The 20,278-nt window shown below is 46.0% G+C and carries 23 protein-coding genes and 1 tRNA gene; 10 read left to right on the top strand and 14 right to left on the bottom strand.

What is annotated here, in order from left to right; translation table 11 throughout:
* Window positions 1–3 precede the first annotated feature (3 nt).
* Complete coding sequence (locus C2740_RS05445; RefSeq protein ID WP_251369605.1) at window positions 4–357, bottom strand: BrnA antitoxin family protein; 354 nt, start codon at window positions 355–357, stop codon at window positions 4–6.
* A gap of 478 nt (window positions 358–835) precedes the next feature.
* Here C2740_RS05445 and C2740_RS05440 point away from each other — a divergent pair, with 478 nt between their 5' ends.
* Complete coding sequence (locus C2740_RS05440; protein WP_215292065.1) at window positions 836–1,084, top strand: hypothetical protein; 249 nt, start codon at window positions 836–838, stop codon at window positions 1,082–1,084.
* A gap of 1 nt (window position 1,085) precedes the next feature.
* On the opposite strand, the gene C2740_RS05435 is transcribed toward C2740_RS05440, so the two are convergent.
* Window positions 1,086–2,675 carry a gamma-glutamyltransferase family protein gene (locus tag C2740_RS05435; protein WP_215292063.1) on the bottom strand — a complete coding sequence of 530 codons (1,590 nt, stop codon included), beginning with the start codon at window positions 2,673–2,675 and terminating at the stop codon, window positions 1,086–1,088.
* 30 nt (window positions 2,676–2,705) lie between these two features.
* Window positions 2,706–3,695, bottom strand: coding sequence for a tripartite tricarboxylate transporter substrate binding protein (locus C2740_RS05430; protein ID WP_251369604.1), 990 nt, complete (start codon window positions 3,693–3,695; stop codon window positions 2,706–2,708).
* 75 nt (window positions 3,696–3,770) lie between these two features.
* Here C2740_RS05430 and C2740_RS05425 point away from each other — a divergent pair, with 75 nt between their 5' ends.
* Window positions 3,771–5,114, top strand: a complete 1,344-nt coding sequence (locus tag C2740_RS05425) for an aspartate aminotransferase family protein (RefSeq protein WP_215292061.1) — start codon at window positions 3,771–3,773, stop codon at window positions 5,112–5,114.
* Here C2740_RS05425 and C2740_RS05420 read toward each other — a convergent pair whose 3' ends face one another.
* Complete coding sequence (locus tag C2740_RS05420) at window positions 5,115–5,843, bottom strand: LrgB family protein (protein ID WP_215292059.1); 729 nt, start codon at window positions 5,841–5,843, stop codon at window positions 5,115–5,117. It abuts the gene before it with no gap.
* The gene (locus C2740_RS05415) at window positions 5,836–6,183 is read right to left on the bottom strand and encodes a CidA/LrgA family protein (RefSeq protein WP_251369603.1); all 348 of its coding nucleotides are present in this window, start codon (window positions 6,181–6,183) and stop codon (window positions 5,836–5,838) included. The genes C2740_RS05420 and C2740_RS05415 overlap by 8 nt, the downstream gene beginning before the upstream one ends.
* Before the next feature lie 153 nt (window positions 6,184–6,336).
* Here C2740_RS05415 and C2740_RS05410 point away from each other — a divergent pair, with 153 nt between their 5' ends.
* The 6 genes from C2740_RS05410 to soxA are packed head-to-tail and all read left to right on the top strand — an operon-like array spanning window position 6,337 to window position 11,090.
* Window positions 6,337–6,786 (top strand): (2Fe-2S)-binding protein, encoded by a 450-nt coding sequence (locus tag C2740_RS05410; RefSeq protein WP_215292057.1) that lies wholly within the window; start codon window positions 6,337–6,339, stop codon window positions 6,784–6,786.
* Window positions 6,787–6,796: 10 nt separating this feature from the next.
* The gene (locus tag C2740_RS05405; protein ID WP_215292056.1) at window positions 6,797–9,013 is read left to right on the top strand and encodes a xanthine dehydrogenase family protein molybdopterin-binding subunit; all 2,217 of its coding nucleotides are present in this window, start codon (window positions 6,797–6,799) and stop codon (window positions 9,011–9,013) included.
* A gap of 29 nt (window positions 9,014–9,042) precedes the next feature.
* On the top strand, window positions 9,043–9,471 hold the full coding sequence (gene soxX / locus C2740_RS05400; protein ID WP_251369602.1) for a sulfur oxidation c-type cytochrome SoxX: 429 nt from the start codon (window positions 9,043–9,045) through the stop codon (window positions 9,469–9,471).
* A gap of 11 nt (window positions 9,472–9,482) precedes the next feature.
* A complete protein-coding gene (locus C2740_RS05395) occupies window positions 9,483–9,968 on the top strand; it encodes a SoxY-related AACIE arm protein (RefSeq protein ID WP_215292054.1) in 486 nt (161 codons plus the stop codon).
* On the top strand, window positions 9,965–10,294 hold the full coding sequence (locus C2740_RS05390; protein ID WP_215292053.1) for a thiosulfate oxidation carrier complex protein SoxZ: 330 nt from the start codon (window positions 9,965–9,967) through the stop codon (window positions 10,292–10,294). Before C2740_RS05395 ends, C2740_RS05390 begins: the two co-directional genes overlap by 4 nt.
* A 7-nt stretch (window positions 10,295–10,301) precedes the next feature.
* Window positions 10,302–11,090, top strand: a complete 789-nt coding sequence (gene soxA, locus C2740_RS05385; RefSeq protein ID WP_251369601.1) for a sulfur oxidation c-type cytochrome SoxA — start codon at window positions 10,302–10,304, stop codon at window positions 11,088–11,090.
* A gap of 5 nt (window positions 11,091–11,095) precedes the next feature.
* On the opposite strand, the gene purU is transcribed toward soxA, so the two are convergent.
* The 4 genes from purU to C2740_RS05365 form a co-directional block, all read right to left on the bottom strand.
* Window positions 11,096–11,950 (bottom strand): formyltetrahydrofolate deformylase, encoded by an 855-nt coding sequence (gene purU / locus C2740_RS05380; protein ID WP_215292051.1) that lies wholly within the window; start codon window positions 11,948–11,950, stop codon window positions 11,096–11,098.
* Between the two features lie 63 nt (window positions 11,951–12,013).
* Complete coding sequence (locus C2740_RS05375; RefSeq protein ID WP_215292050.1) at window positions 12,014–12,412, bottom strand: hypothetical protein; 399 nt, start codon at window positions 12,410–12,412, stop codon at window positions 12,014–12,016.
* Window positions 12,390–12,755 carry a surface-adhesin E family protein gene (locus C2740_RS05370; RefSeq protein WP_251369600.1) on the bottom strand — a complete coding sequence of 122 codons (366 nt, stop codon included), beginning with the start codon at window positions 12,753–12,755 and terminating at the stop codon, window positions 12,390–12,392. The genes C2740_RS05375 and C2740_RS05370 overlap by 23 nt, the downstream gene beginning before the upstream one ends.
* 123 nt (window positions 12,756–12,878) lie before the next feature.
* Entirely contained in the window at window positions 12,879–15,338 is a 2,460-nt protein-coding gene (locus tag C2740_RS05365; protein ID WP_215292048.1) for a penicillin acylase family protein, read from the bottom strand.
* Between the two features lie 134 nt (window positions 15,339–15,472).
* Between C2740_RS05365 and C2740_RS05360 the strand changes: the two genes are divergently transcribed.
* Both C2740_RS05360 and C2740_RS05355 read left to right on the top strand, forming a co-directional pair.
* A tRNA-Leu gene (locus C2740_RS05360) sits at window positions 15,473–15,561 on the top strand.
* A 148-nt stretch (window positions 15,562–15,709) separates the two neighbouring features.
* Window positions 15,710–16,054 (top strand): hypothetical protein, encoded by a 345-nt coding sequence (locus C2740_RS05355; RefSeq protein WP_251369599.1) that lies wholly within the window; start codon window positions 15,710–15,712, stop codon window positions 16,052–16,054.
* Between the two features lie 25 nt (window positions 16,055–16,079).
* On the opposite strand, the gene C2740_RS05350 is transcribed toward C2740_RS05355, so the two are convergent.
* Genes C2740_RS05350 through C2740_RS05330 form a run of 5 tightly spaced genes read right to left on the bottom strand, consistent with a single transcriptional unit; the run spans window position 16,080 to window position 20,251 of the window.
* On the bottom strand, window positions 16,080–16,493 hold the full coding sequence (locus C2740_RS05350; protein WP_215292047.1) for a biopolymer transporter ExbD: 414 nt from the start codon (window positions 16,491–16,493) through the stop codon (window positions 16,080–16,082).
* A gap of 2 nt (window positions 16,494–16,495) precedes the next feature.
* Entirely contained in the window at window positions 16,496–17,188 is a 693-nt protein-coding gene (locus tag C2740_RS05345; protein WP_215292046.1) for a MotA/TolQ/ExbB proton channel family protein, read from the bottom strand.
* A gap of 9 nt (window positions 17,189–17,197) precedes the next feature.
* Entirely contained in the window at window positions 17,198–17,884 is a 687-nt protein-coding gene (locus C2740_RS05340) for an energy transducer TonB (RefSeq protein WP_215292045.1), read from the bottom strand.
* Window positions 17,881–18,687, bottom strand: coding sequence for a glutamate racemase (murI, locus tag C2740_RS05335; RefSeq protein WP_215292044.1), 807 nt, complete (start codon window positions 18,685–18,687; stop codon window positions 17,881–17,883). Before murI ends, C2740_RS05340 begins: the two co-directional genes overlap by 4 nt.
* A gap of 40 nt (window positions 18,688–18,727) precedes the next feature.
* Window positions 18,728–20,251 carry a fumarate hydratase gene (locus C2740_RS05330; protein WP_215292043.1) on the bottom strand — a complete coding sequence of 508 codons (1,524 nt, stop codon included), beginning with the start codon at window positions 20,249–20,251 and terminating at the stop codon, window positions 18,728–18,730.
* Between the last annotated feature and the right edge of the window lie 27 nt (window positions 20,252–20,278).

Here is a 20,278-nt window from a genome sequence, read left to right as displayed (position 1 = left end):
AGCTTAAGCAGCCTTTCTCATTTTTCTAATCGGGTTGACTCTTGGTTTGATCCCCTTTTGCTTTTCAAGCGCTGCGCTAGCAATTAACTTAAATTCACCTTCAACAAATCTTTTTAAAGCCTCACGCATGAGGGGTTGGTATCCCATGTCATATTTTGTACCCAAGAGCTTATATGACTCAATTAAGTCTTTTTCAAGTCGAATGGAGATCATTTGCAAGCCTAGTGCATCATCGATTTGGATGCCAATTTTTTTGTCTACAGCTTTGGCGTACTTGATGTCCCTGCCAACTTCACCGCTTTCCCAGGAATCAGCAGTATTTTGAATCTTTACCTTCTTCATTTTTTTTGCGATCATCGCTTTCCTCGCTTGTAAGCTTTAATATTTCGTCAATTCCACAGATATGACACTGTTAGTAAGGTATTGATATTGTATTGTATATACGAATTTCTGATGAATTTGGTGTAAATGCAGTTTTTAGATAGATCATTCCATCGTCGAATAGGAAAACGACCTTAATCAATACTCCACGATCATTTTCTGAGATAAACCATTCGGTTGGAGGCTCTGTTTGATGATCTAGCCTATTATCTATCAGGTATGAGCGGGTTCTATTGCGAAAACACTGCTCAACATCGCTACGGCTTATGCCGTGCTTTAGTGCCAACTTTTCTTGAATCGCTGGACTGATGATCAGATTTTTCATGCACTCACCTTAAAATAGTATATACAAATTTTATCAAACAGGTGGCCCAATACATGGATAAGCGCTTTAATCTCCCCAAGCGAAACAGTGGAATTTATTGATGAACTTTTAAGTAGAGTTATTTACAAAATGAACTCTTTACTGCCCAGTCCTGCTCTGATGAAAAATGATCTCACTCATGTGATTGAACACATTAGCCAGATCAATAAACAAGTACTTCGTCTACAGCGATCTAAAAAGGAGGTCAGAGTAGGGTGGCGAGAATACACTCAGCGCATAGAAAAAGATGGCGCTGATGATTTGCTACCGTATGAATTTCTCAAGATTCATGACAAAGATTGGGTTTGGTGGGTAACTAAATTAACGGTTAGTTTTTGACTTAAAACCCAGCCGCCAATCCATCTCTGCGGTGATCACTACCAGCAATATAAGCAGAGTCAGCTTCATCACTAATTTTGGCAATGGCCTGGGCACTACCAAAATCTAAGCTGTTCGCAGGCATCACCATGACTTCGTGACCCATATTTTTGAGGCCCTCAACAATATTCGCTGGCATTCCTGCTTCTAAAGTGAGCTTGCCTAAATCATCGATTCGCCAGCGTGGCGCATCTGAACAAGCTTGCGGGTTGAGATATTCATCTACAAAGCGCATGACTACTTGAATATGGCCTTGCGGTTGCATATTGCCACCCATCACTCCAAACGCCATAGTGGGCTTTCCATCTTTTGTTAAGAAGGCCGGTAGTATGGTGTGGAAAGGACGCTTACCAGGAGCAACTTGATTGGGATGTCCTGCTTTGAGGCTAAAGCTCATGCCGCGGTTGTGAAAGGCAATGCCACCAGGGGCAACAACACCAGAACCAAAGCCTTTAAAGTTCGACTGAATATACGAAATCATCATGCCAGATTCATCTGCGGCGCAAAGATAGACGGTGCCACCAGAGTGCGGATCACCAGGCCCATAAGTGCCGGCTTTAGTGTGATCAATGAGAGCAGCGCGGCTGCTTAAGTAATCTCGATCTAATAAGCTGGATACAGGAACTTGCATTGAGTGCGCATCGGATACATATTCATATACATCAGCAAAAGCAATTCTCATCGCCTCTACTTGCAAATGAATACGCTGTGCAGAATTGGCTGGATATTGCTTAACATTAGCAGCCTCTAAAATGCCTAATGCGATTTGTGCAGCAATGCCAGAGCCGTTAGGCGGAATTTCATGAAGGGTGTAGTCGCCATAATCAAACGCTAGTGGCTCAACCCAGTCTGGTTTGTTATCTGCAAAGTCTTGCATAGAAAAGCAACCACCAGAGATTTTAGCAAAGTCAACCATGCTTTGGGCAAGAGCACCTTTGTAAAAAGACTGTCCTTCAGTGGCAGCAATCTCTTTGAGTGTTTTTGCTTGCGCAGGGAATTTCCAGATTTCACCCGCTTGAGGAGCCTTGCCATCAATCAGAAATGATTCTGCAAACCCCGGTTGATTTTTGAGAACTGGAATTGCTTCACGCCATTGACGTGCAATCACCGGAGAAATTGGAAACCCATTTTCTGCATAATCGATTGCACGTTTAAAGAGTTGCGCAAACGGTAGCTTGCCAAATTTTTTCGATAGTTCAACCCAGCCGGCCACCATACCAGGAACAGTGACCGTATTCCAGCCAATTAAATCCATCGCAGTCTTGCCGGCAAAATATTCTGGTGTCCAAGCAGCAGGCGCTCGTCCAGAAGCATTTAAACCATGGAGTTTCTTACCATCCCAAAGAATCGCAAAGCCATCGCCACCAAGACCATTCATGGTGGGCTCAACAACCGTTAAGGTAATGGCAGTAGCCAGCGCAGCATCAACGGCATTGCCACCATTTTGTAGCGCCTCAATGCCCGCTTGCGTGGCAAGGGGCTGTGAGCTAGCAACGGTATTCCTGGCAAGAACAGGGGCGCGACCGCCACCAAAGGGAGGGGAAATCAACATAGGGACTTATTTATTGGGTTATTGAATGCGTCAATCAACTTTGACATTCGCTGACTTTACTACTTTCTCCCATTTAGCATGCTCATCCGTTGTGATCTCTGCTAATTTCTGTGAGTTAGCAAATTGCGGATGAATACCTTGATTTGCCATACGCGCCTTGAAATCAGGATTGGTTAAAATCTTGCGAATTTCTTTTTCCAATTTACTAACAATCAATGGGGATGTGCCTTTAGGTACGTAGACTGCATAAAAGTTTTCTACATCAAACTGCTTCATGCCATCTTGCCCCAGTGTTGGAACATTAGGCATCAGTGGTGAGCGCTCTGCTGCTGCAATCGCAATAGGGCGCAACTTACCGCTCTGAATATGTGGTAAAGAAGCCGTAACACTATCAAACATCATTAGCGTATTACCAGCAATTAAATCGGGGAGGGCAAAACTACTGCCCTTATAAGGAATATGAGTGCCAGTGGCGCCGATTCTTTGCATAAAGAGTGTGGACTCTAAGTGCGAGAGGCTGCCATTACCTTGAGAAGCATAATTGAAATCCCCCTTTTTAGATTTAATGAATGCAATTAACTCGGGTAAGTTTTTTGCTGGAACGGTTGGATTGACAACAATGAGGTGGGGAATGGTTCCTACTAAGGCAACTGGTTCAAAGTCTTTCCGTAAATCTGCTGGTGGATTTTTAAATAAGGCCTGAGAAATCGTTTGATTCGTTAAGGCGCTGAAATGAATCGTATAACCATCTGGCGCAGCCTTTGCTGCAGCTTGTAAACCAATCATGCCGCCAGCACCCGGTTTATTTTCAACCACAATGGATTGACCTAAAGCTTCGCCAAGTGGTGCCATGACGGCCCGCGCAAATACATCGGTTGAGCCACCAGCAGGGAATGCCAGAATAGCGATGATGGGTTTCTTGGGCCAATCCGTATCAGGCGCAGCTAATGCGGATGCAGCCAGGAGGAGGCCAATAAAACCAGATAGTAGGAGTTTTAGTACTTTCATTGCGGGTTCCATTCAGTATCTCAAAGGTAATCAGTTATATAGTATTAGATATTCATCATCGGTTCATTGATATCAGCAGAAAGATTTATGGCAGCTTCCGGTTCAAACAATATTGATATGTCAGCCTATTGGCTGCCCTTCACTCCCAATCGTTACTTTCATCAAAATCCAAAGGTAATGCAGTCTGCCAAAGGAGCTTACTACTTCGACAATCAAGGGCGTAAGTTGTTTGATGGTCTTTCTGGGCTCTGGTGCTCCCCATTGGGGCATGCTGATCCACGTATTGGTGCAGCAATTAGTAAGCAATATGAAACCATGGACTATTGCCCTGCGTTTCAGATGGCAAGTGAAGCTACTTTTAGTCTCGCAACTCGAATTGCTAAGATGGCGCCTAAGGGACTGGATAAAGTATTTTTCACAAACTCTGGTTCTGAGGCGGTAGACACAGCACTTAAGATTGCCATTGGATATCACCGCGTGATGGGCAATGCTTCCCGAGTTCGCATGATTGGTAGAGATCGCGCATATCACGGCGTAGGAATGGGCGGCATCTCAGTGGGGGGCATGGTTGCCAATCGTAAAATGTTTACGAGCCTAATGATTCCTGGCGTTGATCATTTGCCGCACACCTTAAATCTTTCTCAAATGGCCTTTTCAAAAGGGCAGCCCACTTGGGGCGCTCATCTGGCGGATGAATTAGAAAAGATCGTCGCTTTGCATGATGCCAATACGATTGCCGCAGTGATTTTGGAGCCGGTACAAGGTTCAACCGGTGTGATCGTGCCACCAGAAGGTTACTTGCAAAAGATTCGCGAGATTTGTACGAAGCACGGCATCCTTTTAATTTTTGATGAAGTCATTACTGGCTTTGGTCGCTTAGGCGCTAACTTTGGAGCCGATCGTTTTGGTGTGCTGCCAGACATGATCACTTTTGCCAAAGCAATTACCAATGGCGTGATCCCCATGGGCGGCGTACTTGTGCGAGGCGATATTTATGACAATATCATCGGCAATGGTGGGCAAGAACAAGCGATTGAGTTCTTTCATGGTTACACCTATTCAGGCCATCCAATACCAACTGCAGCAGCCCATGCAGTCCTCGATATTTTTGAATCAGATGACTTAGTCAAGCGCGCCAAAGCGTTAGAACCAGTTCTCGAGAATGGCCTACATGCCCTAAAGGGTAAGGCAGGAATATTAGATATCCGAAACTTTGGTTTATCTGGCGCGGTCGATCTAGACCCTGTACCAGGAAAGCCTGGCCTACGTGCTTTAAAAGTTCTAGAGGCTTGCATCGAACGCGGAGCACTTGTGCGTGTAGCGGGTGACTGCATTGCAGTAGGTCCCCCATTTATTTCAACACCAGAAGAAGTCGAGTTCTTGTGCAGCGTGCTGGGTGATGCAGTAGATGCTGCGATGAAAGTGAATTAACTACTGATTAAATAAGTGATAGATCACTGGTATTGCAACGGCACTGATTACACCGTTCATACCCATAGCTAGGCTTGCATAAGTTCCTGCTTCAGGATGGATGCTAAATGCCCTGGAGGTGCCAATGCCATGAGCGCCTATACCAATCGCAAAACCTCTTTGCCACCACGCCTTCATACCCAGTACATTCAAAACAAAGGGCGCCAAGATTGCCCCCAATATTCCGGTGCAAACAGCAAAGATCGCGGTTAGTGTTGGCGATACACCAATGCGCTCTGCAATACCCATGGCAATTGGTGCCGTGACTGATTTGGGATACATAGCCCCAGTAATATTAGAATCCGCTCCCAAGAGGGTGGCAATGCCAACAGCGCTCGCTATCGAAATCAAGCCGCCTGTTGCTAAAGAAAAAATCAAAGGAATGGAGCGGCCCTTTAGGCTAGCCAGCCCGCGATAAATCGGTATCGCTAAAGAAACGGTTGCTGAGCCTAGTAGGAAGTGAATGAACTGCGCACCCTCAAAATAGGTGGAGTAGGGCATTTCAATGAACTGAATCATGCTGGCAACCAAGATAATGGCAATGGCCACAGGATTGGCCAATGGATTTTGCTTTGCATGCTTATAAATAGTCAGCCCCACCTGATAGGCGGCCAGTGTCAGAAAGAGTGCAAATAGTGGGCTGCCAGATAGATAGACCCAAATCTCAACAATAGAATGCTGCTTAGTCATGAGTATCTTTGCTACTCAAAAGACGGACAACCAGAGCGCTAGAGCCTATAGTCAAAATCACGCTGCCCACAAGCGCGCCAATAATGGCCAATGCATTAGCCTGCAATTGAGGCAGAAATAGCACTACGCCAACAGCAGCAGGCACAAACAGCAAACCTAGATACTGGCTAAAGCCATCTGCGACCATCGCGAGTTCAGTATTGATGCCTTTGCGTAGAACTAGCCATAGAACCAATAGAACTAGTCCAATCACTGGGCCAGGCAAGGTGGGCAATAGAAATTTGGAAACTAGCTCACCAATGCTTTGGAAGAGCAGAATTTGTACAAGGCCCGAGATCATGATCTGATCTTACAGGCTCGGATTTATGTTGCAAAGCAATATATTCATTCTTGTTTAATATAGGCACAACAAAAGTAAGGTATAAAAACCATCACAAGGGACCCCTTCCAGAAGGAAGAGTCCCTGCATAACAATATCTTTAGGAGATCACTCATGGCTGAGTTAAATGTCAATGGCAAGAAATACAAGGTGGACGTTGATCCAGATACCCCATTGTTATGGGTGATTCGTGAACAGATTGGCTTGACCGGCACCAAATATGGTTGCGGCATTGGCGCATGTGGTGCCTGTACGGTTTTATTTGAAGGTCAAGCGATGCGGAGCTGTTCATTGCCAGTTGCAGCAGCAGAGGGTAAGAAAATTGAGACGATTGAGAGCTTAGAAAAGAGCGGTCAACTCTCGAAAGTGCAAAAAGCATGGGTTGATAACCAAGTGCCCCAGTGTGGCTACTGCCAATCTGGCATGGTAATGGCAACAACTGCTTTGTTACGCAACAATCCAAAACCAAGCGATGCGCAAATTGATGAATCCATTACCAATATTTGCCGTTGCGGAACATTCCAACAAGTGCGCGCAGCAATTCATGCTGCTAGCAAGGCATAAGGGGATAAAGATGACTACAAATACAAATACTTCCCGTCGCCACTTTATCGTCGGCTCCAGTGCAATTGCTACTGGTCTAGCTATTGGCTTTGATTTTTCACTCATGTCCGACGCAAATGCTGCAATGGGCACTGGTACTACCGCAATGACACCTCTGGCCTCACCAGAAATTGGTGTTTGGGTAGTCATTAAGCCAAATGATGATGTCGTTGTTCGTATCGTCCGTTCAGAAATGGGTCAAGGCACGATTACTGGTTTATCACAAATGGTTGCAGAAGAATTAGAGTGCGACTGGAAAAAAGTTTCTTATGAATACCCATCACCAGCTGAAAGCTTAGCGCGTAAACAGGCTTGGGGCAGTTACTCTACTGGCGGTAGTCGCGGGATTCGCACTTCTGAGCAATATGTTCGTAAAGGTGGTGCAGCAGCACGCATGATGTTGATTCAGGCAGCTGCAAACCAATGGAATGTGCCTGCTTCTGAGTGTGTGGCGAAAGATAGCATCATTACTCACACACCGTCTGGTCGTAAAACGACCTTTGGTAAGGTTTCTGTTGCCGCTTCCCAATTAGAGGTTCCAAAAGAAGTTCCACTGAAGGATCCAAAAGAGTGGAAATTAATTGGTAAGTCAGTCAATCGTATTGACGGAGTTGCAGATAAGGTTACTGGTCGCCAGATCTATGCAATCGACTTGAAAATGCCTGGTATGTTGGTTGCTAACATTAAAGAATCTCCCGTATTTGGTGGTAAGGTAAAAAGTTACGATGCTGCTAAAGCCCAGAGCATGAAAGGTGTTAAAAAAGTAGTGCAGGTGGGTGATTCTGCAGTTGCTGTCGTCGCGGATACATTCTGGCAAGCCAAGACTGCTTTGGAGCAAGTGAATATTGTTTGGGATAATGGCGCCAATGGCAACGTCTCTAGTGCCTCAATTAAGAAGATGCTGGAAGAGGGTTTGACTGCGGATGACGCATTTACACACAACACCAATGGCGATGTGAAATCTGCACTTTCGAATGCATCGAAAAAAATCGAAGCTACTTACTTCTACCCTTACCTGAACCATGCCACCTTAGAACCGCAAACGGCTACTGCAAAGTGGACAGCGAATTCTTGTGAGGCGTGGGTTCCAACACAAGATGGTGAAGCATCCTTGGCGGCAGTAATTGCAGCTTCAGGCTTACCTGCTGATAAATGCAATGTTTATAAAGTAAACCTTGGCGGTGGTTTCGGTCGTCGCGGTGCATTCCAGGACTACACAACCCAAGCGGTCAACATTGCTAAGCAAATGCCTGGTACGCCGATCAAATTGATTTGGACGCGTGAAGAAGATATGACTCAAGGTCGTTACCACCCGGTAATGATGTGCAAGATGACGGCAGCCATTGACGACAAGAAAAATGTCACCGGTCTCAATATGCGTTTATCTGGCCAGTCTATTTTGGCAGCGGTTCGTCCTGCTGTGGTTGCGGCAAACAAAGGTAAGGATCCTTTGGCTTTCCAGGGCGTTGAACCCTTGGGTGAGCATGGAATTACATATAGCTTCCCAAATCTGAATATTGATCACGCAATGCGAAATACTCATGTTCCACCAGGATTCTGGCGGGGGGTGAATGTAAACCAAAATGCCATTTTTATTGAAACCTTTATGGATGAGTTGGCTGAGGCTACAGGTATGGATGCGGTGGAGTTCCGTCGCAAGCATATGCAAGAGTTTCCGCGTGCAGTAGCAGTATTAAATGCGGTGGCTGATGGTATTGGATGGAATAAACCTGCTGCACCTGGCGTATTTCGTGGTGTGGCACAAATGCGCTCTTTCGGCAGCTATGTTGCTGCGGCGTGTGAACTCTCCGTTAAAAATGGAAATGAAGTGAAGATTCATCGTATCGTCGCTGCTACCGATCCTGGCTACGCTGTGAATCCTGCGCAGATTAATCGCCAGGTATCCGGTTCCTTTGTCTATGGCCTATCTGCATTATTTGAAGAAGAGATCACGATCGAAAAAGGCGCTGTTGTTCAGAAAAACTTTGATACTTTTGGCTCGATTCGCCTATCTCAAATGCCTCCTGTAGAAACCATCATCATCCAAGGTGGCGGCAAAGAATGGGGTGGTGTAGGGGAGCCAACGATTGCGGTAGCGGCGCCTGCAGTGCTCAATGCGTTTTATCGAGCAACCGGTAAACGCTTGCGTACAGTGCCATTGAAAAACAGCGGCATCAAGTTGGTTTAAAGTGCAATTGTGAAAATGCAGGAATGAGAATGAGGTCTGTATTAGCAGCATGCGTGCTAGTCTTCCTCAATCTCAGCTGCGCAAACGCTCAAATGATAGTGGGGGATTCGGTTTTCGAATCCCTTTCTTCTGCTCCCGGTGACGCAACTCGAGGTAGGGGAATCGTCGCCAGTCGTCAAACTGGTTTGTGCCTCTTGTGCCATAGCGGACCATTTCCTGAGGAGCGTTTCCAGGGTAATCTGGCGCCAGAGTTAGGGGTCAGCGTTGCTCGCCTTACTATCCCTCAATTGCGGGCGCGCATCGTTGATGCGAGTCACTTTAATCCGACTACGATCATGCCGGCTTATTTCAAAACTGAACACTTAAATCGAGTTGCACCAAAATTTGCAGGACAAACCATATTGAATGGCCAAGAAATTGAGGATGTTGTCGCTTTCTTGGCAAGCTTAAATAAGTGAAACGCATCATCATGATCAAACCTCATCTCCCCTTCGCAATAAAACGCCGTGCTTGGATAAGGCAAATCCAACGGATTAGCCTTTTCACTTTGGGTGCTTGGTTTAGTCCCTCATTTGTGTTTGCTAAAAAGGAAGAGGCTGAAGAGGCGATTAAGAAAATCGCTGGTAATGCAAAAATTCAGGAGGGACGCGTAACTTTGACCATCCCACCCTTAGTTGAAAATGGTAATCTGGTTGTGCTAAAAGTCAGTGTCGATAGCCCGATGACCGCTAATGATTATGTAAAGTCTATTCATGTGATTGCCGAAGGTAATCCGTTGCCAAATATCTTTACTGCTTATTTAACGCCTCGATCAGGTACTGCCAACATTACGACGCGAGTGCGTTTGGCCGATAGCCAACGTGTTTGGGCTATTGTCCAAATGAACAATGGAAGCTTTTGGCAGGGATCAGCTGAAACTTTGGTAACGCTTTCAGCTTGCACGGAGATGGTATGAGTAAAACATCACGTACCCAAGTGACAGTCCCAGTAACCGCGAAGAAGGGATCCATTATTGAAATTCGCGCCATCGCTCAGCATGATATGGAATCGGGCTTTCGATACACCGAGTCTGGAAAGTTAATTCCAAGAGATATTATTCGCACCTTTACTTGCAGCTATAACGATGTCGAGATATTTAAAGCAGACTTTTATCCTGGTATAGGCGCCAATCCTCTGATTATCTTTACAACTATTGCAACGGAATCAGGAGTCCTCGAATTTAAATGGCTTGGTGATGATGGGTATGAGGCTGTACATCAAGCGCGTATCACTGTTTCATAGGGGTCTTGTGAGCAAGGGTATTTATCTCCAACTTGTAGCACTTGCTTATTCATCATTGTTGCTAGCATCAAACTGCTTCGCTGCTCTAAACGAAGCTGGTAATAAAAAACAATCTAGTTACGAACTAATGTCTGCTGAGACTAAAGCGATGCAGGATGACGCATCGCTAAACCCTGCCATGTTTTGGGTTGCCGAGGGCGAAAGCTTATGGCAATCTAAAGCGGGCTCAAAAAATATTGCCTGTGCTAGTTGTCATGGTGATGAAAAAAAGTCGATGCGCGGTGTAGCAACACAATACCCCAAGATGGTCAAAGGAAAGTTACAAACTCTCGAAGGACAAATCAATCAATGTCGGTCAGGAGCTCAAGGCTCGCCAGCGCTGGCTTATGAGAGCAAAGAATTGCTAGCAATCACAGCCTACATTGCCCTTCAGTCCAAAGGCATGCCTATCGCCGTGAGAGAAACCTCAGCTAATAAAGCAGAGTTAGAAAAGGGGCGACATTCATTTAACGAAAGAATGGGGCAACTCAACTTGTCCTGTGCTCAATGCCATGAGGATAGGGCAGGATTTAAGCTTGGCGGCAGCCCAATACCACAAGGCCATCCTAATGCTTATCCCATCTACCGCTTAGAGTGGCAAACCTTGGGATCACTACAGCGCCGCTTACGGAATTGCATGAGTGGAGTCAGGGCGCAGCAGTTTGAGTATGGTTCGCCAGAAATGGCCCAACTAGAACTCTTCCTCATGTGGCGAGCCAAGGGCATGCTCCTGGAAGCCCCAGGGGTCAGGCCTTAATACCTTTAGTCGGAGAAGACAACTGAGGTTGCGCCATTAATTAAGACGCGATCATGCAAGTAATAGCGCAGGGCTCTAGAAAGAACGGTGCGCTCAAGGTCTCGACCTTTGCGGACTAAATCGTCAGGTGTATCGCCGTGAGTAACGCGAGTCACATCTTGTTCAATGATGGGCCCTTCATCTAAATCGCTAGTCACAAAGTGCGCAGTAGCGCCAATTAATTTAATGCCACGTGCATGAGCCTGGTGATAGGGTTTAGCGCCCTTAAAGCTTGGCAAGAAGGAGTGGTGAACGTTGATGCAGCGACCAGATAACTTGGTGGATAAGTCATCCGACAAAATTTGCATATAACGAGCCAGAATCACCATGTCAACCTTAGCGTCAGCAACGATCTCCAGAAGCTTGGCTTCTTGTGCAGATTTCGTTTCGGGGGTGACTGGCAAGTGGTAGAAAGGAATGTCAGCAAAATCAATACTGGCATACACCTCGCGTGGATGATTAGAGACGATGCCGCAGATGATCATTGGTAATTCACCAATACGCCAACGATAGAGTAAATCGACTAAGCAATGATCTAGCTTCGACGCCATGATCAAGACGCGCTTGAGATCTTTAACGGCGCGCAAATCCCAAGTGAGCTCAAAGCGTTTAGCGATTTCTACAAAGCCTGACTTGAGAGTCTTACCCTCTGTAGGGCAGCTAAAGCTAACGCGCATAAAGAATCGCTTCGAAGCTTTGTCATCAAACTGTTGAGCTTCTTCAATATCTCCACCCGCCTGAAAAATATAAGTTGAAACTGCAGCAACAATGCCTGGTTTGTTCGGGCAGGTCAGTGTGAGGTAATAGTTTTCTGTGCTCATGTCTAATCAAAAAATGCTGATAAATACAGATTTTAGTCTCTTGGGAGCAAGAGGCGGTATGTTTTACTGTTGAGCGGTATCAACAGCTTTATCCGCAGGACCTAATAAGGGGGTGCTGTTATCAGTCACCGTGGGCACTGCAATCTCTATGCAGATTGGCTTTGATGAGAGCGGGTTAAAGAAGTTGCATTCTTTTTTAGTGGCGGCCGAGGCAGCATGCTCTAAAGGTGATTTGCCCGTAGCGGCAGTGGAGGCCAGACTCGTGGCGGTTACCGGGTTAGCGGCTGCCATACTCACCACGGCACCACCTGCCGAGCTAGCGGCAGCAGAGCCTGATGCGCCAACAGCGGCAATCGGGGCAAAGCACCCTTGTAAACCTAGACAAGAATAGATGATGAATAGACAAACCCAAAGATTGAGCTGGGTTTGCGTATGCAATCTACCGTTTCTGGCAGACAACATTAAATACTCCAGCTGTCCAGGATTCATTAATGACAGGTTCAAACTTACTGTCAGGGGTATTGTTATCAGAAACTACTTTGCCTGTACCTTTTTTGCCTGAAAATTCTTTAAAGGCAATCGGACGGTAACTAATATCAGGACAGTTGTATTCATTTAAGCCAACAATAGAGTTCACGGTTTGTTGGTTGCTTGGATTTTTGCCAGGTTTTTTAAAATCTAGCATTGACATGATTTGGGCTTTCTCGCCGCTGTCACGAATCGTTTCTAAGTCTACATAAACAACCATGACTGCGTTAGATCCTAACTCTTTCCATTCGGCATAAGCACTGCTGATTGGTAACATCAGAGACGTTAGTAGGGCGGCAGTAATAAGCGGATTTATTTTTTTCATAGCTATAGTCCTCAATAGTGACTGTTTTATATCAATAAGACATTCTAAACGCCTTCATGTGACTATTTAGAAGTGCTATTTGCTAACAAGTTCGAGCTGGCGTTTGCTGTTCTCTGGCTTCATCTGCAGGGGAAGGTATTCGTTCTTGGCCCAAAGAGGGTTCATATTTCTATATAGCTTGCTTTGCACCCAACCTGATTGGCCGGTTTGATAGATAAAGAGGGAATTTTCTAAATCAGATAAGTCGTAAATAGTTCTCAGACTGGGGGCTTGCTTAGTCTCGTAGGGGTTACTTGTACGCAATAGCTCTAATCTACCAACGTTAACGGTGTTACTGTCACCGGGGAAGGGCGCTTCTAAATTAAATAGCTTCCTAAGCAAAGGAACCTTACTCATCGGTCGATGTTCTGAAATGGCAATATGAGCATTTCCCCAGGACCATTTTTTAGGGTCATCGCCATATTCCTTGCTCAGATATTGGAGGGCCTTATCAAAGGCATCGTTGGAAGCGTCAAGACAGGTTTCTACAAGAGCAGTTTTTGGGTTGTCACACCATGGGCTATTGGGATTGCGAATCTGTGCCAGCAGCGCGCCTCGATAATTTCGGTCTCCATAGGTTTCAGAAAATATATAACCGAGCCGAGAAAATAGGTTGCGCGTCAGCTGGTCTGCCCAGGCATTGAAGACGAGAGCGGCGGCACTATCCACTTTCATATCGCCATTGAAGTCTTTGGCAAGCTCTAAAGCTTTAGCCCCCAATGGATGACTTGGGGTGCTCGTTTTAAAGAGCTCAAGCAGTGGAATTGACGAGAGAGACAGGGTATCTGCTTGCATTGTTTTCATGTATTCCAAATCATGAGAATCTCGAGATTTGATGAGATCTACAATGCGGTCATAGCGTGCTGATAAATCCCAATCAGCCGTTAGGGGGTTAGGGTCGTTGCTGGCAATAATTCTCTGATTGGCTGTGGCGAGCCATCCTTGCTCTGGATTATTGCTAGCTGGTAATTGCTCAAAAGGCACATAGCCGTTCCAGTCGTACTGCTTTTCCCATCCCAGTGCGGGCGCAGTACCATAGAGTCCATGGTGTAAAACGCGTTTAGGGGCAACACCAGCGGCTTGATATGCAATATTGCCGTCGGTATCGGCCATCACCACATTTTGCATTGGGGCATAGTTCTTGCGGAGAGCCTGTTTAAATGAGTCGAGGTCCTTGGCGCGATTCATCTCTAGCAAACTGACAACGGATTGGTTTTCAATATCCAAGGCAGTCCAGCGAAATGCTAGAGCAAATCGATCCGTATTAATGGCGCGTTTAGCGCGCTCGTAGGAGTCTGAAATTACTGGCCCATGACGAGTTTCTTTAACAATAAAATTGATTGATGCCGCGCCTTTGATATCGATAATCTCTTGGCGAACTTTAAACGGTAACAAGCCATCTGGCCCACGGTACATACCAGGATTGATTGTGTCAATTTGCTCTATGTAGAGATCTTGTACATCAGGATTGGTGTTGGTAAAACTCCAGGCAAATTTGTCTGTTCTACCCAGAATGACTGCCGGAATCCCGGGAAGGGTGCCGCCAATGACATTCATGCCCGGGGCATCTAAGCGGGCAAAATACCAAATTGCTGGCGCAGATAAACCCAGATGGGGGTCATTCGCCAATAATGGCTTGCCACTCACGGTGAGTTTGCCGCCAATAGCCCAGTTGTTGGAGCCAATGCCATCCTTGCCACCTGGAAGATCCATTGCCAAGTGTTCGGTTACAGGCATTGCATTGGAGTGGCGATTACTGGAGTCGGAGGGGGGATTAAAGAGATTGATATCTCGATAGATTTTTGCAAAATCTACATTCGTGACAGGTTCATCGGGTTCAAAAGGTGGCAATACTTCCCAAACTTGCTTAGTCGTTAAAAATTGAGACAGCTCAAGCCTTTGTAATTCTTTATGCCAATTACCGCCGAGATCGAGCGCCATCATCAGCATCCAGGCAACACTATCCGTTGGCGACCAATGCCCTGGTTTAGAGCCGGTTAAAAAATACTCAATTGGTAGAGCCCAGCCCAAATTAGCGTTACCAGCATTGACGCCATCTGCATAGGCCTGCAATAAACGCTTAGTAGAAACCGGATATTTGTCGAATTGTTGTTCGGCAGCGTGTTTAATGCCAAGGGTTCGAATAAAGCGATCAATTTTGAAGGTCTCATTACCTAAAATTTCGGAGAGGCGACCACTGGCAAGGCGACGATTGATTTCCATCTGCCATGAGCGCTCAGATGCATGCAAATATCCCAGGGCAAATAATGCATCAGATTGGCTATTGGCTTTAATGTGCGGGATATCAGCCTCATCAAATGTGATGACTACCGAGTCCCCAATGCCTTTAATAACGCGCTTACCAGAAGGGGAGCTTTGTGCTGAATATAAATAGGCAATAGTGGTAACTAGGCAGATGGCTAGGGTAATGCCAATAAGCAAAACGAGCGGGCGCAAGAGTTTGCCGAGTCTGACCAATTTGCGATTCAATTTCATGGCAATAGTTTAGTGGTTTTGGGCTATCCAAGCCCCAAGTCTGCCCAAGGCCTCCATCCTGGGGCTTTCTGGGCTTGCATGCTAAAATTTCAACTGTCTTGATTTATTTAGCGCAGCAGTTTCTGTTTGTGCGAGCCCGAGTGGTGAAATCGGTAGACACAGCAGATTTAAAATCTGCCGACTCAAAAAAGTCGTGCCGGTTCGATTCCGGCCTCGGGCACCATCAATTCAGTCTTTTCCTCATTAAGATCTTGAGAAAAATATATTCAATCCTCTTCTTACTGCTTTCTGGTTCGGTCACTCCGGTGCTGGGGCAATCTATTTTCTTTGATTGCAAACGATCCGAAAAAGATTATGTTGAAGAGTATGCAATGCAACTCACGCTAGCCTCTAAGACTCAAAAAGCAAAGATGTATTTAGATGAGCGAGACTTAGATCAGTCTGATGCTTACGGAACGCAAGTTGTTAAAAGTGTCACTCTGGCTCGCCCAAATATTTTCATCGTGGTAGAGGCCAGTTTTGCTCCTGAAGAAATCATGGGGGTTGCTTATCCTGCAGGGAGCGTATCAACGCACATCACCCTTGACCCGGTAACGGGTAAGCTAAAAAAAGTGGAAAAAATTCAAGGTGGCATTCTGGGCGCATCCCTGGGAAACGGAACTCACGTCAGTGAAGAGACTTGCTTCCCAGCCAAAATACCTTTCAAGCCACAGTAGCGCAGAGGTTTGCGCTAGGCAATGTTTAATCAGGCTCGGTTACAAAGCCCAGTTTCGTCAGTCCAGCACGACGTGAGGCTGCAAGGACTTGAGCGACATACTCATATTTAACAGACTTATCGGCGCGTAAATTGATTTCTGGCTGAGGCTCTTTTTGAGCCGCTTTCTCTGCATAGCCATGAAAGGTCTTTAAATCAATTGCGGTGCTATTCCAAAAGATTTGCCCCTTGCCATCAATGGTGAGTTGCACAGATTCTGGCTTAACCTCATTACGTACGCTATTGGCTTTTGGAAGTTCAATCTTCACTGCTTGCTGAATGACTGGTAGGGTGATGATAAAGATGATCAATAAGACCAACATCACATCAACCATCGGCGTCATATTGATCTCAGACATGATGCTGTCATCACTCTGATCATCTTGGATATGAAAAGCCATACTTATTCTCCAGATTTCACACGAGCGCCAGTGACGAAATAGGCAAGAAGGTCATTGCCAAAGCGATTGAGATCGGCAAGCATTAATTTATTAGCGCGGTTAATTGCATTAAAAGCCAGTACCGCAGGGATTGCTACTGCCAGACCCAGAGCAGTCATGATGAGCGCCTCACCAATAGGACCTGCAACTTGATCAAGCTGGGCGCTACCAGAGCTGCTGATAGCGATGAGGGCGTGATAGATACCCCAGACGGTTCCAAATAAACCAATAAATGGGGAAATCGCACCAGTAGAACCTAGAAATGTCAGCCCCTTCTGAAAACCTGCAGCAATTCCATCAACGCTATTCTTCAAGCTTCTGGCCATCCACTCAGAGTAGTTGAGTGTTTGCAATAGTTCACGATGATCATGAGCCTGGTTCTGGTGATGGGCTGAAGCAGTGGCGGCTGATTTGGCAAGTAGGTAGTAAGGGTTGAGGGTATGGTCACTGAAGGATTGCAGACCTTGCTCATACGATGTGGCGCGCCAGAATACATCTAATTCAGGCTTGAGTTTGCGAAGATTGCGTAGTTCCCAAAAGCGCGTCAGCAAAATTACCCAGGTAATGATTGAGCAGGTAAGTAGTGCGATGGCCACAAAGCGCGTAATGAAATCGCCCTCCATCCAAAGATTTGCTATGCCAAATGGTGTATTCATAATGAGTATTTACTTGAGATTAAATTTAATTAAAAGATTAGTGGAAATTCTTTGTGGTGAACCATTTACTACAAAAGGTTTGAAGCGATAGCGTCTTCCGATTTCACTAGCAGCACGATCAAGCCTTGGGAAGCTGCTCGATTGCAGAAGAGCAATATCTTCAACGTTACCAGCCTGGTCAATAATTAAACGTACTATTACCGTGCCTTGCTCACCAGATCGTTTCGAAAATGATGGGTAATAAGCATCTGCATCAGGTTGGTAGAGTACTTCCAGTTTACCAATGTCGGTCTGAATTGGCGTGCCACTAACTCCGCCAGCACTTGAAGGCGCAACAGCAGCGTTTTGGGCTTGAGACTCACTTTTAGACTCAGCTTGCTTCTGGGGGGCGCTGGATTGTTTGGGTGGTGCAGGTGCTGGTTGCGGAGTTGTCTTTTCCTCCACCTTTTTCTTGAGCTCTTCTTTGGGTTTTGGTGCTGGCATTTTAGGGGCAGCTGGAGCTTCTTGGCTTTTGGCTGGAGAAGGGCTAAGCAAGTTTGCCATCACACGATCATCATCCATCTTGGGTGGGCGTGCACTTAAATGAATGAACTCTAAAGCGGGTAGAGCGTGCAAGAGCAAAACAATGCCAATGATGATTCGCTCTGATTTAGTAAATGGTAGGCGAGAATCCAGTTTTTGCAAGAAAGCGCTCATGACACTTTACCCAACAATGATGAATGAATCGCATGTAAATTCAGATCACTAGACATAAGGTCTTTTGCCATCTCGAGAAGTGATATTTCATTCTTGCTACTGATAAATAGCACCGCACCGCGATCATCGGAATTGCCTGATTGATCTAAAGACTCTAACTGTCGCTTCAGTTGTCTTACTACTGCATCACTAGTGTCGATCAAGGTGATGGTGTCACCTAAGAGTTTGCGGATCGCTTTTCTAAGAAAGGGGTAGTGTGTACAACCGAGCACCAAAGTGTCTGAGCCCTCATCCAAAATCGGTGCAAGATGTTTACCCAAGAGATCTAGAGCTTCTTCGCTATCTGCTTTGCCAGCTTCAATTAAGGGTACAAGACCTGCGCCAGCTTGTTTAATGAAACGGCAGTTAGGTGGTAAGGTTGCCAATAGCGCATTGAACTTATCACTCTTAAGGGTTGCTTCAGTAGCGAGTACGCCAACAATGCCATTTTGAGACTGCATTGCTGCTGGCTTGATTCCAGGTTCAACCCCAATAATCGGAATACTTAACTCGCTACGGATTTGTTGAATTGCTTCGGCAGTGGCAGTATTGCAAGCTACAACAATCGCATCACAACCCTTGCTTGCTAGATATCTGCATAAGACTAGACTACGCGCTGCAATCCAAGCACTAGATTTTTCTCCATAGGGAGCATTCGCAGAGTCTGCAAGATAAATATAGTCGTGCTGGGGAAGCTGACGCAGAGCCTCATCCAAAACGGATAAGCCTCCGACGCCAGAATCAAAAACTCCTATGAGTGACAATGCGGTGCCAATGTTTGCTTAAAGATGGCGTATCAAATGATTAGGCAATGTTGACTGGAATGCCAGCAATTTTTGCTTGCCATTCTTTAGGGCCAGTATCGTGCATTGAGATACCTTCAGAGCTCACGGCAACAGTTACTGGCATATCTTTGACATCGAATTCATAAATCGCTTCCATGCCGAGATCAGCAAAGCCAACAACCTTGGCTGTCTGAATTGCCTTAGATACCAAGTAGGCAGCGCCACCGACCGCCATGAGATAAGCTGATTTATGTTTCTTGATTGCTTCAATTGCAACAGGACCACGCTCAGCTTTACCGATCATCGAAATCAGGCCAGTCTTCGCAAGCATCATTTCGGTGAACTTATCCATACGGGTTGAAGTGGTTGGGCCTGCAGGTCCAACAGCTTCTTCACGCACCGGGTCAACTGGCCCAACGTAGTAAATGACACGATCTTTAAAGTTGACTGGTAACTCTTCGCCTTTGGCCAGCATATCCTGGATACGTTTGTGGGCAGCATCACGACCAGTCAAAATTTTGCCATTCAATAACAAGGTATCGCCAGGTTTCCAGCCTGCAACTTCTGCTGCTGTGAGGGTATCTAAATTAATGCGTTTTGATTTTTGAACATCGGGTGTCCAGGTAACATCCGGCCAATCAGATAAGGAAGGCTTTTCTAATTTAGCAGGACCATCACCATGCAAATGGAAGTGGACGTGACGGGTTGCTGCACAGTTTGGGATCATGGCTACAGGTAGAGATGCAGCATGCGTTGGGTATTCCATGATCTTAATGTCGAGCACTGTTGTCAAACCACCAAGCCCCTGCGCACCGATGCCTAATTTGTTTACCTTGTCATAGATTTCGAGGCGGAGTTCCTCGGCGCGTGTTTTAGGACCGCGAGCGATGAGCTCCTGAATATCTACTGGGCCCATTAAAGATTCTTTTGCCATCAACATGGCTTTTTCAGGAGTGCCGCCAATCCCAATGCCAAGAATGCCAGGAGGACACCAACCTGCGCCCATTGTAGGAACGGTTTTGACAACCCAATCTACTATCGAGTCCGATGGATTTAGCATCACCATCTTTGCCTTGTTTTCAGAGCCGCCACCTTTGGCTGCACAAATCACTTCAACGCCATCGCCTGGAACGATTTCGTAATGGATTACGGCAGGGGTGTTGTCGCCAGTATTTTTACGTTTGCCGGCAGGGTCAGCCAATACTGAAGCACGGAGCGTATTTTCTGGATTAAGGTAAGCGCGACGCACGCCTTCATTGACCATTTCAGAAACGCTCATCGTGGCATCTGGCCATTGCACATTCATGCCAATCTTTAAAAACACCACAGCAATACCAGTGTCCTGACACATCGGGCGATGGCCTTCGGCACACATCCTGCTGTTAGTCAAAATTTGTGCTAAAGCATCTTTAGCAGCTGCCCCTTGTTCAAGTTCGTAAGCCCTGCCCATAGCGTCAATAAAGTCTTTAGGGTGGTAGTAAGAAATGAACTGGAACGCATCTGCAACGCTTTGAATGAGGTCGTTTTGTTTGATATTTGTCATGGTTTTTTAGTTAATTTGGCGGGTTTG

The sequence above is a fragment of the Polynucleobacter sp. MG-5-Ahmo-C2 genome (assembly GCF_018687735.1).
Classification (GTDB): Bacteria; Pseudomonadota; Gammaproteobacteria; order Burkholderiales; family Burkholderiaceae; genus Polynucleobacter.
This window is presented reverse-complemented; position numbering and strand designations above follow the sequence as displayed.

Excerpts from the sequence above, each read along its gene's own strand:
- C2740_RS05445 (WP_251369605.1), bottom strand. The coding sequence starts at position 357 with ATGATCGCAAAAAAAATGAAGAAGGTAAAGATTCAAAATACTGCTGAT.
- C2740_RS05440 (WP_215292065.1), top strand. The coding sequence starts at position 836 with ATGAACTCTTTACTGCCCAGTCCTGCTCTGATGAAAAATGATCTCACT.
- C2740_RS05435 (WP_215292063.1), bottom strand. The coding sequence starts at position 2,675 with ATGTTGATTTCCCCTCCCTTTGGTGGCGGTCGCGCCCCTGTTCTTGCC.
- C2740_RS05430 (WP_251369604.1), bottom strand. The coding sequence starts at position 3,695 with ATGGAACCCGCAATGAAAGTACTAAAACTCCTACTATCTGGTTTTATT.
- C2740_RS05425 (WP_215292061.1), top strand. The coding sequence starts at position 3,771 with ATGGCAGCTTCCGGTTCAAACAATATTGATATGTCAGCCTATTGGCTG.
- C2740_RS05420 (WP_215292059.1), bottom strand. The coding sequence starts at position 5,843 with ATGACTAAGCAGCATTCTATTGTTGAGATTTGGGTCTATCTATCTGGC.
- C2740_RS05415 (WP_251369603.1), bottom strand. The coding sequence starts at position 6,183 with ATGATCTCGGGCCTTGTACAAATTCTGCTCTTCCAAAGCATTGGTGAG.
- C2740_RS05410 (WP_215292057.1), top strand. The coding sequence starts at position 6,337 with ATGGCTGAGTTAAATGTCAATGGCAAGAAATACAAGGTGGACGTTGAT.
- C2740_RS05405 (WP_215292056.1), top strand. The coding sequence starts at position 6,797 with ATGACTACAAATACAAATACTTCCCGTCGCCACTTTATCGTCGGCTCC.
- soxX (WP_251369602.1), top strand. The coding sequence starts at position 9,043 with ATGAGGTCTGTATTAGCAGCATGCGTGCTAGTCTTCCTCAATCTCAGC.
- C2740_RS05395 (WP_215292054.1), top strand. The coding sequence starts at position 9,483 with ATGATCAAACCTCATCTCCCCTTCGCAATAAAACGCCGTGCTTGGATA.
- C2740_RS05390 (WP_215292053.1), top strand. The coding sequence starts at position 9,965 with ATGAGTAAAACATCACGTACCCAAGTGACAGTCCCAGTAACCGCGAAG.
- purU (WP_215292051.1), bottom strand. The coding sequence starts at position 11,950 with ATGAGCACAGAAAACTATTACCTCACACTGACCTGCCCGAACAAACCA.
- C2740_RS05375 (WP_215292050.1), bottom strand. The coding sequence starts at position 12,412 with ATGTTGTCTGCCAGAAACGGTAGATTGCATACGCAAACCCAGCTCAAT.
- C2740_RS05370 (WP_251369600.1), bottom strand. The coding sequence starts at position 12,755 with ATGTTACCAATCAGCAGTGCTTATGCCGAATGGAAAGAGTTAGGATCT.
- C2740_RS05365 (WP_215292048.1), bottom strand. The coding sequence starts at position 15,338 with ATGAAATTGAATCGCAAATTGGTCAGACTCGGCAAACTCTTGCGCCCG.
- C2740_RS05355 (WP_251369599.1), top strand. The coding sequence starts at position 15,710 with ATGCAACTCACGCTAGCCTCTAAGACTCAAAAAGCAAAGATGTATTTA.
- C2740_RS05350 (WP_215292047.1), bottom strand. The coding sequence starts at position 16,493 with ATGGCTTTTCATATCCAAGATGATCAGAGTGATGACAGCATCATGTCT.
- C2740_RS05345 (WP_215292046.1), bottom strand. The coding sequence starts at position 17,188 with ATGAATACACCATTTGGCATAGCAAATCTTTGGATGGAGGGCGATTTC.
- C2740_RS05340 (WP_215292045.1), bottom strand. The coding sequence starts at position 17,884 with ATGAGCGCTTTCTTGCAAAAACTGGATTCTCGCCTACCATTTACTAAA.
- C2740_RS05330 (WP_215292043.1), bottom strand. The coding sequence starts at position 20,251 with ATGACAAATATCAAACAAAACGACCTCATTCAAAGCGTTGCAGATGCG.